Origin of the sequence: Neisseria sp. P0022.S009 (assembly GCF_051956675.1) — a bacterium.
Classification (GTDB): domain Bacteria; phylum Pseudomonadota; class Gammaproteobacteria; order Burkholderiales; family Neisseriaceae; genus Neisseria.
In genome coordinates this window covers 370,493-381,898 of the sequence record NZ_JBQCXE010000002.1, presented here as the reverse complement: position 1 = coordinate 381,898, position 11,406 = coordinate 370,493, and the positions used below count along the sequence as shown (strand labels likewise).

Sequence of the window (11,406 nt, the reverse complement as noted above, 5' to 3'; positions counted from 1 at the left end):
TTGTCATCAATATTTAAGCGAACAACTTGCCAATATTTACTCTTCTTCGAGCAGTACCAGCGGACGCTGTATTTTTCTGAGTTCTTCCACCTCGTCCAACAGCCGCATAATCAGCCCCAATGCGGGAATGCCGGCTTCAAAATCACGGCTTAAGCGTTGTGCGCGACGGATGCGGGCAAGATGAAAACCACTAAAGGTACTTTTTTCGGGCGCACCATCGATGCTGATGATGTCTTCTGCTATAAGTTCCAACAGCCAATCGCGACGGCAACGGCTGGCGGCAACGATTTCTTCAAAAGTAAGGGTAACATCGGAGGACTGAATCATAATTTATCCTTTCTCTTATGCTTGTTTCGCGGCAAAGTGTTCGGCCAATTTTTCCCATGCGGCACGGTCGGCTTCGCTCTCTACTGGCGGAACATTAATGCGGATATTGAGATAAAGGTCTCCGGCTTCTTTTGCAGGAATACCTTTGCCTTTAAGGCGGATGCTTTTACCGCTTTGGCTGTTGGCAGGCAGATTGACCTGCAAGCGGCCTGAAGCGGTAGGGACGATGATTTTGCCGCCCAATACGGCTTCCCAAGGTTTGACATCTATTGTTTGATATACGTCTTTCCTGTTTTTGACGTATAAATCAGGTTGGTCGTGGAACTTGATTTTTAAGTACAAGTCACCGTTTTCACCGCCGTTATATCCCGGCAAACCTTGGCCGGCCAAACGGATTTGTTGGCCTTCTGCAATGCCTTTGGGGATTTTGACGTTGAGGGTTTTATTTTGATAAACCGCACGTCCGTATTCGTCTAGGGTCGGCACATTCAAAGTCATGCTACGTTCTGCGCCAACATACGCTGCATAAATATCAATACTCAATTCAGCATGTTGATCCTCGCCTTTTATTGGGCCGCGGGGTTGCTCGGAACGAGTGTGGGATTGGCGGAATGATGAAAAAAGATCTTCAAAATTGAAATCTCCCGCTCCGAACGGCTCGCCTTCATGACGTTCATAGCGGAAGCTGCCGCCGTTAAATCCATTGCCAAACGGATTGCCGCCTTGACCGAACGGATTGCCTCCAGCGCTGCGTCCGTAAGGATTAGCCAACATTTCATCGTATTCGGCCCGCTTTTCTTTGTCGGAAAGCGTTTCGTAGGCACGGTTGATTTCTACCGTACGTTCGGCTGCGTCAGGTTCTTTGCTGACATCGGGGTGGTATTTGCGCACCAGTTTTCGGTAGGCTTTTTTGATTTCGGCCTCATCCGCATCTTTGGCAACGCCTAGTATTTCATAATAGTTTTTTTCTGCCATGTTATTCCTTTGACTGCTCATATACAAAATTCTTATAGTTTTAATAATTGAGGGTAGATATTCTAAAATCAAGGGCGTTGGAAATAAAATTCTCTATCTCTGACAATGATTAATGGATAATTTATTTCTTTGTTTCTAGAGAAATAGAAAATATAAAGGCCGTCTGAAATACGATTTTTCAGACGGCCTTTATCAAATTGGGGTTTTATTTGTCTTGAGCGTTTTTTGTTCGCTAACAATCCATTGGGCAATATCTGAACCCAAGACTTTAGAAGTGCGATTTAAGACGGCGCAAGAGCTTTTATAAACACCGAGCATGCCGCCGGAAGAATTGCGGGTAAAGGTTTTTTTATTGACTTCTTCGCCATCAACATACAAAGTGGCAACGGCTGTAATACTTTTGGCGTGGCCGACAAAGGCTACGCCTGCGCTCATGGCGGAAGTAATGGAGATATCTGCGTATGTGCCTTGTTTTTTACCGTCACGGACAATAGTTACATCACTTTTGGCTGCAGTTTCTTGCAAAGATTTGGACATGACGTTGCCAATTTGTAAACACTCGGAAACGATACGGGTATCGATTTCTTCTGCATGACGGTAAGGGATGCTTTCATCAATATGGACATCTGCGCTGGCAAATGCAGAAGCAAACAAGAATGCGGTTGCAAGGATGCGGTTAGGAGACATAGTAGAGCACCTAAAATAGAATGTTAAAAAGAGTTGTTATTGTATAACGGCGTTTACACTCAATCAACATAAGTTAAATAGGAAAAGATTTTGTTGAAATGGCTGTTATAGCAAGATAATCAAAAGGCCGTCTGAAATACGGTTTTTCAGACGGCCTTTTGATTGGGACATTAATTTGTTCTGGTCAAATAGGGCAGGGGATCGACTGCTTTGCCGTTTAGACGAACTTCAAAATGTAGCTTGACGCTGTCTGTATCGCTGCTGCCCATGGTGGCGATAACTTGGCCGGCTTGGACTTTTTGATCTTTTTGTACTAAAAGCGTGTCGTTGTGGGCATAGGCGGTAATGGTGTAGTCGTTGTGGCTGATCAAAATCAGCTTGCCGTAGCCGCGGACTTCTTCGCCAACGTAGATGACGGTACCGGCTGCGGCAGAACGGATTTGTTGGCCTTGTGTGCCTGCAATATCTATGCCTTTGCTGGTTGTGCCGTTGTAGCGTTGGATAATGGAGGATGAGGCATTATCGGTCGGCCATTGCAAGCTTAACCGATTAATCGGGGTAACGGCGGTTGCTTGGCGTTGCTGCGTAGCAGTATTGCGGGAGGCAACATGACGGCGGACGCGCAATACTTGGCCGACTTCGATTTGTGAGGCGTTGGGAAGGTTGTTCCATGCAACCAGTGTATTGACGTTTTGTCCGTAGCGTTTGGCGATTTGGGTCAGGGTATCGCCGGGACGGACTTTGTAGTAGCCGTCGGGTACGGCGCGGTTGGAAGAAGTGTTGTTGCCGGCGCAGGCTGCTAAGACGGCAATGGTGCTGATGAGTGCCAGACGTTTCAAGGCCGTCTGAAAGGTGGAAATAAAATTTGTATTCATGGGTTGTTTCTAAAGGTATCGTTATGCTGTGTATGATAGATAGGAAGAGTGAAAAAAGGTTCACTCAAAAGGCATGGGATAAAATGCGGAAAGGCAATATAGTACCATTGAGAATTTGTAGATATGGCTGAATATTTCTATATCTTTTTGATGCAAGGGGACTTTTTTGAAAAGGTAAAAGAACGTGAAAGTTCTTTCAGACGGTATTGAATAAGGCAATAAAAATCCCCTGCCGAGATAAACGGGCAGGGGATTTTTGTCTCATCGAACTTATTTGTTCAATTCGTTAGCCAGATACAGCCAAGTTTCAATCACGGTATCAGGGTTGAGCGATACGCTTTCGATACCTTCTTGAACCAGCCATTTGGCAAAGTCCGGATGGTCTGACGGGCCTTGACCGCAAATACCGACGTATTTGTTTTGTTTGCGGCAGGCAGAGATTGCCAAGTGCAACATCACTTTAACGGCAGGATTGCGTTCATCGAAGGAGTCAGATACCAAGCCGCTGTCACGGTCGAGGCCGAGGGTCAGCTGGGTCATGTCGTTAGAGCCGATGGAGAAGCCGTCGAAGTATTGCAGGAATTGTTCTGCCAATACAGCGTTGCTTGGCAACTCGCACATCATGATCAGGCGCAGGCCGTTTTTGCCGCGTTCCAAACCGTTTTCTTTCAGGGCTTTGACAACAGCTTCGGCTTCACCCAAAGTGCGGACGAATGGAATCATGATTTCGACGTTGGTCAAACCCATTTCGTCACGGACGCGTTTCAAGGCTTTGCACTCGAGTGCGAAGCAGTCTTTGAAGCTGTCAGCGACATAACGCGCCGCGCCGCGGAAGCCCAACATTGGGTTTTCTTCGTGCGGTTCGTAAATGCTGCCGCCCACCAAGTTGGCGTACTCGTTGGATTTGAAGTCAGACATACGGACGATGGTTTTGCGTGGGTAAACCGAAGCAGCCAAAGTTGCCACGCCTTCCGCGATTTTATCGACATAGAAGTCGACAGGGGAAGCATAGCCGGCGATGCGGCGGGTAATTTCCGCTTTCAATTCGTCGTCTTGTTTGTCAAATTCCAACAAGGCTTTAGGATGGATACCGATTTGACGGTTGATGATGAATTCCATACGTGCCAAGCCGATGCCTTCGCTAGGCAGGTTGGCGAAGCTGAATGCCAATTCAGGGTTACCAACGTTCATCATTACTTTTACAGGCGCTTTAGGCATGTTGTCCAAAGCAACATCGGTAATTTGTACGTCCAGCAGGCCGGAGTAGATGAAGCCGGTATCACCTTCGGCACAAGATACGGTAACTTCTTGGCCGTCTGAAAGCAGATCGGTTGCGTCGCCGCAGCCGACTACGGCAGGAATGCCCAATTCACGCGCGATAATCGCTGCGTGGCAGGTACGGCCGCCGCGGTTGGTCACGATGGCGGAAGCACGTTTCATTACGGGTTCCCAATCCGGGTCGGTCATGTCGGTAACGAGTACGTCGCCTGCTTCAACGGAATCCATCTCGGAAGCATCTTTCACCAGGCGTACTTTGCCTTGGCCGACTTTTTGACCGATGGCACGGCCTTCGCACAAGACAACTTTTTCGCCGTTGATGGAGAAGCGGCGCAGATTGCGGCTGCTGTCCTCTTGGGATTTTACAGTCTCAGGACGGGCTTGCAGGATGTAGAGTTTGCCGTCCAAACCGTCGCGGCCCCATTCGATGTCCATTGGGCGGCCGTAGTGTTTTTCGATAGTCAGCGCGTAATGGGCCAGCTCGGTAACTTCGGCGTCGGTAATGGAGAAGCGTTGACGGTCTTCTTCAGGTACATCGATGTTGGTGACAGATTTACCGGCTTCGGCTTTGTCGGTAAAGATCATTTTGATTTGTTTCGAACCCATGGTTTTGCGCAGGATAGCCGGTTTGCCTGCTTTCAAAGTAGGTTTGAATACATAGAATTCGTCAGGGTTGACCGCGCCTTGTACGACGTTTTCGCCCAGGCCGTAAGAAGAGGTAACGAAAACGACTTGGTCGTAACCGGACTCGGTATCGATGGTGAACATCACACCGGACGCGCCGCTGTCGGAGCGCACCATGCGTTGTACGCCTGCGGAAAGGGCAACGATGTCGTGTTCGAAGCCTTTGTGGACACGGTAAGAAATGGCACGGTCGTTGTACAGGGAAGCGAATACATGGCGCATGGCTTCTTTAACGTTTTCCAAGCCGTTGATGTTCAGGAAGGTTTCTTGTTGGCCGGCGAAAGAAGCGTCCGGCAGGTCTTCTGCTGTTGCGGAAGAACGTACGGCAACGGAAATGTCCGCACCGCCGGCATCGGCAACCATTTTGTTCCAAGCTGTTTCGATTTCAGCATCCAGCTGCTCAGGGAACGGAGTATCCAAAATCCATTGACGGATTTCTTTACCCACGCGCGCCAACTCGGCAACGTCTTCAACATCCAGTTGTTTCAGGGCTTCGGAAATACGCTCGCTCAGACCATTGTGAGCCAGGAAAGCGCGATAGGCTTCGGCAGTGGTCGCAAAACCACCGGGAACGCGTACGCCTTTTTCAGTCAGTTGGCTGATCATTTCGCCCAAAGAGGCATTTTTACCGCCCACTCGCTCAACGTCAGTCATACGCAGGTTTTCAAACCAAATAACGTAGTTTTCGGCCATTTGTGTGTCCAATCCAATCCAAAAATGTTAAAAAAGAAACAAATCCGCCTGCTTATTGTAGCCATTCGTTTGATGGCTGTCATGTGTTTTATCTTTTTTAAAATCACAAATTCGTCTGTGATACTGTGCTTTTCAAGCGTGTAGTCTTCTGAAATGTGAATATCAGATTCATGTTTTTGTGAGTTATCCTATTGTTAAATATGGAAAACAAAATAAGTTAATAAATTTGATAAACAAGATTTATTTTGCAATTTTAGAATAAAATTCTACAAAAAATTAAAAAATAAAATATTATGCTAATTTAAAAATTGTTCAAATTTGTTGTAATCCTGTGTAATCTGCTGGGAGTCGCTTTATTGCAAAGGCTGTAACTGCTATGATTGCCGTCTGAAACGTTACCTTCAAGAGGATTCATTATGACTGATCCACGCCAAGTCTTCTATATTTCCGACCGAACCGGCCTGACCGCCGAAAATATCGGTGAAGCCTTGCTGAACCAATTTGGCAATGTTGAGTTCAAACGCCATACCTATCCGTTTATCGATACGCCTGAAAAAGCGCGTGCTGTTGTAGACAAAGTCAACCAGTCTGCCGAAAAATTCGGCGTGCGCCCGATTGCTTTTGTCAGTGTGGTCAATGACGAAATCCGTGAAATCATCAAGAAAGCCAATGCGTTCCATATTAATTTCTTTGAAACCTTTCTCGGCCTTTTGGAAAAGGAACTCAATACGGAGGCGGTTGCCGCCCAGCAGGGGCACCACAGTATCGGCAATACCCAACGCTATGATGCGCGTATGGAGGCGGTCAATTTTTCACTGAATCATGATGACGGTGTCAGTGATAAGAATTTGAAAGAAGCCGATGTGATTTTGATGGGGGTTTCCCGTTCCGGCAAAACGCCGACTTGTCTCTATCTGGCCTTGCAATACGGTATCCGTGCCGCCAACTATCCGCTGATTCCCGATGATTTGGAATCGACCGATTTGCCGCGTATGGTCAAGCCTTATAAAGACAAGCTGTTCGGTTTGACCATTCAGCCTGAACGCTTGCAGGCAATCCGTCAGGAACGCCGCCCTAATTCGACTTATGCCAAAATCGATACTTGCCGCAGTGAGATTGCCGATGCGCAAAATATGTTTAAACGCCACGGTATTCCGTTTACCAATACTACGGACAAATCTGTGGAAGAACTTGCCGTGCATATCTTGCAGGCTTGCAAGCTGAAACGCCGTTTTTAACTGAAATGATAAAAGGCCGTCTGAAAGTTTCAGACGGCCTTTTGTTTGCTCTTTGATATTAGGTTTTGGGCAGGGTAACACCGGTTTGCCCCATGTATTTACCGTTGCGGTCTTTGTATGAAGTTTCGCAGACTTCATCGCTTTCAAAGAACAAGACTTGAGCCACGCCTTCGCCTGCGTAGATTTTTGCCGGTAGCGGCGTGGTGTTGGAAAACTCAAGCGTAACGTAGCCTTCCCATTCCGGCTCGAAAGGGGTAACGTTGACGATGATGCCGCAGCGTGCGTAGGTGGACTTGCCCAAGCAGACGGTCAGGACGTTGCGCGGGATGCGGAAATATTCGACTGTGCGCGCCAGGGCAAAGGAGTTGGGCGGGATGATGCAGCAGTCGTCTTCGACGGTTACGAAGTTTTTCGGGTCGAAATTTTTCGGGTCGACGATGGTGCTGTTGATATTGGTGAAGATTTTGAATTCATTGGCGCAACGGATGTCGTAACCGTAGCTGGACGTGCCGTAGGAAATGATGCGCTGGCCGTTGGCCTCTTTGATTTGGTTGGGCTCGAACGGCTCAATCATGCCGTGTTCTTCGGCCATGCGGCGTATCCATTTGTCGGATTTAATGCTCATGGTGGTTGTCCTGGGGTAAGGGTTGTTTGGAAATTTTTTGAAATCAACACAACAGCCTTTAGACAGGCTTGTCAATTGATGTTTCAGACGGCCTAAAAGCTGGATAAGGCCGTCTGAAAGGCTGTTTATTTGGTTTTGGAAGCAGATTTCTTAGCCAGTTTGACTTCTTTAATCATACCGTCTTCGCATTTCATGATGAAGACGGGTGTGCCGTTTTGGGAAGCGGTAAAGTTTCCGTGCGCCCTGCCTTTTTTGAACACGCCCTCCAGCGTCATATTGCGTAATTTGGCGCTGTTGGAGGAGAAAGGTTCGATAAAGGTTTCGCTGTTGCCGGAAACGGTATATACGCCTTTTCCGTCAAATTTGCCGTTTTTAAAGGCGCCGACATAGCTGCGGCCGTCCTGGCATTTCCATGTGCCTTTACCGGATGGTTTGCCGTCTTTGCCGACATCGCCATCGTAAACGCAACCTTTTTCCTGATAAGGATTGATGGTTTCGGCAATGGCAGGCGTACCCAGCATGAAGGCGACGGGAAGTAGGGCGAGGTATTTCATCATGATTGTTCCTTTTTGCAGGCGGTTTCAGACGGCCTGATATTGGGATTCAAAAGTCAGCAGGGTTTCAGCAATGCGGCGTGGCAATATGGCTAAAGCGTGTTCGCGCATGGATGCAGGGATACCGTAGTAGGCTTCGGCAATGCTACCGGTAATGGCCGCCAAGGTATCGCTGTCTCCGCCTAGGGAAACCGCCAGTCGGATGGCGTGTTCAAAATCATCGCTTTCAAGAAAGGCGGTAACTGCTTGAGGTACGGTGTCCTGACAGCTTTCGTTAAAATGATAATGTGGGCGGATTTGGTCGCAACTTTGGCTCAAATCATAGCCGAATTGTCGCGTAATGTTTTCTTTGAGTTGCGCTTTGCCCATACCGGTACGCGCCCAAAAGATGGCGGCAGCTACAGCTTGTGCACCTTTAATGCCTTCCGGGTGGTTATGCGTTACGGCGGCGGATTGTTCAGCAAAATGCAGGGTTTCTTCCAATGTGGCAAATGCCCAGCCAACGGCAGAAACACGCATGGCCGAGCCGTTGCCCCAGCTATTATAAGGTTCTGGATCTTTCCATTCTATCCATTGTGAGAAGCGGCCGACATATGCGCCTTTTGGATAGGGATATGCCCTGCACCAGCTTTGTAAGATTAAGGCTAAATCATCGTTGCAGCCTTGTAAAACCCAATCGGCGATGGCAACAGTGCAAATCGTGTCATCGGTAAAGTCGCTGTCGGGACTGAAAATGTCAAAATCGGTGTGACGGTAGTTGTCAAACTCAAATCGTGATCCGGCAATATCGCCAATGACTGCGCCCAACATCATGACATCCTTTCTGATACTTCATTTATGTTTCAGACGGCCTTTGATATTTCCCAATCAAAAGGCCGTCTGAAAAATTATTCTTGCCAGCCGCCCAAATAAGAAACCAGTTCTTCCAACATGGTGCTTATGGCTTCGGTCATCAGGATTTGTGAGGCAAAGGCGAGGCTGGCTGCATCGTCGCCGTTGCTTTCCGCTTCTTCTTGCAAAACGTCCAGATACTGGATGCGTTTGAGCGTAAAGTCTTGGGTGAGGATGAACGTGATTTGTTCGCGCCATACCAAGCCGAGTTGGGTAACGGTTTTGCCATTTTTGACGTGTTGTACCACTTCATCGGCGGTCAGGTCTTGTTTGGAAACTTTGACGACCGGAACAACATCGCCTACGCCTTTAAGTTCGCAATCGCTGTCCAATTCAAAACCGCCCTCACAGTGGCCTTGCAGCAGCCAACTGGTCATTAGGGAGGAGGGCGATTGTTTGGTGTTGGGCAGGGCGGCTTCCAAACCGCCCAACGCTTCGCGCAGTTTGGTCAGGATATTTTCTGCTTTGGCAGAGGCGGCATTGTTGACCAAAAGATACCCGTGGCGTGTGTCGAAAATCGCCTGTGTGCGGCTGCTGCGCGTAAAGGCACGGGGCAGCAAGTCGTCAGTAATCTGTTCTTTCAGCTCTTGTTTTTCCTTACGGCCGACATTGCGCGCTTCGTTGTTTTGGATTTCCAAAACCTTATCATCCAAAATATCGCGGATCACGCCGGCAGGCAGGACTTTTTCTTCTTTTTTCAGAGCAACGCGCCAAGTGTAATCGGCAGGGAAAACCAGCTCGGGCGAAAAGGAAACCGGCGTGGCAAAGCCTTCGCTAAACCAGTCCAAACCCTGACAATGGGCGAATTCGGATTGCGCCAATTTGTCGGCAAGGACTTCTAGTTCGGGCAATTTGTCTTTGTTGAGCGGATAAAAACTGATTTGCTTAAACCACATGGCGAGTTTTCCTTTTTATTAAAACCGGCATTATACAGGGAAAATAACATACGGAAATCGGCAACATCTTTAAAAATGCAGTAAAGGCGTTGACAGAAGAAAAGGCTTTCTGTATAGTTCGCGCTTCGGTTACGCGCCCATCGTCTAGAGGCCTAGGACACTGCCCTTTCACGGCGGCAACCGGGGTTCGAATCCCCGTGGGCGTGCCAAAATTCTTAAAAAACGCTCCTGCTTTTGCAGGGGCGTTTTTTGTTTTCAGACGGCCTGTCGCTGTGAAAATATCTTTAAATTGGTTTACAATAATGCCATTCTGAATCTTAACGAGAGAAAACAATGTTAGACATCCAATTGCTCCGCAGCAATACCGCCGCAGTTGCCGAACGTTTGGCCGCCCGCGGTTATGAGTTTGATACCGCGCGTTTTAATGCTTTGGAAGAGCAACGCAAAGCCGTTCAAGTGAAAACAGAAGAGTTGCAGGCTTCACGCAACAGTATTTCCAAACAGATCGGTGCGTTGAAAGGCCAAGGCAAACACGAAGAGGCTCAAGCTGCGATGGATCAGGTTGCCCAAATCAAGGCGGATTTGGAGCAGGCTGCCGCTGATTTGGATGCCGTTCAGAAGGAATTGGATGCTTGGCTGCTGAGCATTCCGAACCTGCCGCACGAAAGCGTGCCTGTCGGTAAAGATGAAACTGAAAACGTTGAAGTCCGCAAAGTCGGCACGCCGCGCGAATTTGACTTTGAAATCAAAGACCATGTTGATTTAGGCGAACCTTTGGGTTTGGATTTCGAAGGCGGTGCAAAACTGTCAGGCGCGCGCTTTACCGTGATGAAAGGTCAAATCGCCCGTCTGCACCGCGCACTGGCGCAATTCATGCTGGACACGCACACGCTGAAACACGGCTATACCGAACATTATACGCCTTATATTGTGGACGATCTGACCCTGCAAGGTACGGGTCAACTGCCTAAATTTGCAGAAGATTTGTTCCACGTTACTCGTGGCGGCGACGAGAGCAAAAAAACGCAATATCTGATTCCGACCGCCGAGGTGACGCTGACCAATACCGTTGCCGACAGCATTGTGGCAGGCAGCGATTTGCCGTTGAAATTGACTGCGCACTCCCCATGTTTCCGTTCCGAAGCGGGCGCATACGGTAAAGACGTGCGCGGTTTGATTCGCCAACACCAATTCGATAAAGTGGAAATGGTGCAAATCGTTCATCCGGAAAAATCATACGAAGCGTTGGAAGAAATGGTCGGCCATGCTGAAAATATTTTGAAAGCGTTGGAACTGCCATACCGTGTGATTACTTTGTGTACCGGCGACATGGGTTTCGGTGCAACCAAAACCTACGACTTGGAAGTCTGGGTTCCTGCGCAAAACACCTACCGCGAAATTTCCAGCTGCTCCAACTGCGAAGATTTCCAAGCTCGCCGCATGAAAGCGCGTTTCAAAGATGAAAACGGTAAAAACCGTTTGGTACATACTTTGAACGGCTCTGGCTTGGCAGTCGGCCGTACTTTGGTGGCTGTTTTGGAAAACCATCAAAATGCCGACGGCAGCATTAATGTTCCTGCTGCGTTGCAACCGTATATGGGCGGCGTGACCAAACTGGAAGTAAAATAATCGCTGTTTAAATGAAAAGGCCGTCTGAAACTTGGGTTCAGACGGCCTTTTATA

Annotated in this window: 11 protein-coding genes and 1 tRNA gene; 3 read left to right on the top strand and 9 right to left on the bottom strand. The window is 48.3% G+C overall.

Annotated features, from left to right (window positions below):
• Window positions 1-36: 36 nt before the first annotated feature.
• The 5 genes from ACTHUG_RS04935 to ppsA all read right to left on the bottom strand — a co-directional run bounded on the left by ACTHUG_RS04935 (window position 37) and on the right by ppsA (window position 5,519).
• Window positions 37-327, bottom strand: coding sequence for a chaperone modulator CbpM (locus ACTHUG_RS04935; RefSeq protein ID WP_003747441.1), 291 nt, complete (start codon window positions 325-327; stop codon window positions 37-39).
• Window positions 328-342: 15 nt separating this feature from the next.
• Window positions 343-1,302: a DnaJ C-terminal domain-containing protein gene (locus ACTHUG_RS04930; RefSeq protein ID WP_036491296.1), complete on the bottom strand. Its 960-nt coding sequence runs from the start codon at window positions 1,300-1,302 to the stop codon at window positions 343-345.
• 192 nt (window positions 1,303-1,494) lie between these two features.
• Entirely contained in the window at window positions 1,495-1,989 is a 495-nt protein-coding gene (locus tag ACTHUG_RS04925; protein ID WP_036491298.1) for a hypothetical protein, read from the bottom strand.
• 170 nt (window positions 1,990-2,159) lie between these two features.
• Window positions 2,160-2,864 (bottom strand): peptidoglycan DD-metalloendopeptidase family protein, encoded by a 705-nt coding sequence (locus tag ACTHUG_RS04920; RefSeq protein WP_004520516.1) that lies wholly within the window; start codon window positions 2,862-2,864, stop codon window positions 2,160-2,162.
• 270 nt (window positions 2,865-3,134) lie between these two features.
• Complete coding sequence (ppsA, locus tag ACTHUG_RS04915) at window positions 3,135-5,519, bottom strand: phosphoenolpyruvate synthase (protein WP_049347931.1); 2,385 nt, start codon at window positions 5,517-5,519, stop codon at window positions 3,135-3,137.
• Window positions 5,520-5,935: 416 nt separating this feature from the next.
• Between ppsA and ppsR the strand changes: the two genes are divergently transcribed.
• On the top strand, window positions 5,936-6,757 hold the full coding sequence (ppsR, locus tag ACTHUG_RS04910; protein WP_049323052.1) for a posphoenolpyruvate synthetase regulatory kinase/phosphorylase PpsR: 822 nt from the start codon (window positions 5,936-5,938) through the stop codon (window positions 6,755-6,757).
• A gap of 58 nt (window positions 6,758-6,815) precedes the next feature.
• Here ppsR and dcd read toward each other — a convergent pair whose 3' ends face one another.
• The 4 genes from dcd to ACTHUG_RS04890 form a co-directional block, all read right to left on the bottom strand.
• Window positions 6,816-7,382, bottom strand: coding sequence for a dCTP deaminase (dcd, locus tag ACTHUG_RS04905; protein WP_003680541.1), 567 nt, complete (start codon window positions 7,380-7,382; stop codon window positions 6,816-6,818).
• Window positions 7,383-7,507: 125 nt separating this feature from the next.
• The gene (locus ACTHUG_RS04900) at window positions 7,508-7,939 is read right to left on the bottom strand and encodes an MORN repeat family protein (RefSeq protein ID WP_036491305.1); all 432 of its coding nucleotides are present in this window, start codon (window positions 7,937-7,939) and stop codon (window positions 7,508-7,510) included.
• A gap of 24 nt (window positions 7,940-7,963) precedes the next feature.
• Window positions 7,964-8,746 carry an ADP-ribosylglycohydrolase family protein gene (locus ACTHUG_RS04895; protein ID WP_440386173.1) on the bottom strand — a complete coding sequence of 261 codons (783 nt, stop codon included), beginning with the start codon at window positions 8,744-8,746 and terminating at the stop codon, window positions 7,964-7,966.
• Window positions 8,747-8,823: 77 nt separating this feature from the next.
• Window positions 8,824-9,723, bottom strand: a complete 900-nt coding sequence (locus ACTHUG_RS04890) for a recombination-associated protein RdgC (protein ID WP_440386174.1) — start codon at window positions 9,721-9,723, stop codon at window positions 8,824-8,826.
• A gap of 133 nt (window positions 9,724-9,856) precedes the next feature.
• On the opposite strand from ACTHUG_RS04890, the gene ACTHUG_RS04885 reads away from it, so the two are divergent.
• Window positions 9,857-9,932 (top strand) — tRNA-Glu (locus tag ACTHUG_RS04885).
• 124 nt (window positions 9,933-10,056) lie between these two features.
• Entirely contained in the window at window positions 10,057-11,352 is a 1,296-nt protein-coding gene (gene serS / locus ACTHUG_RS04880; protein WP_107857501.1) for a serine--tRNA ligase, read from the top strand.
• Window positions 11,353-11,406: the final 54 nt, after the last annotated feature.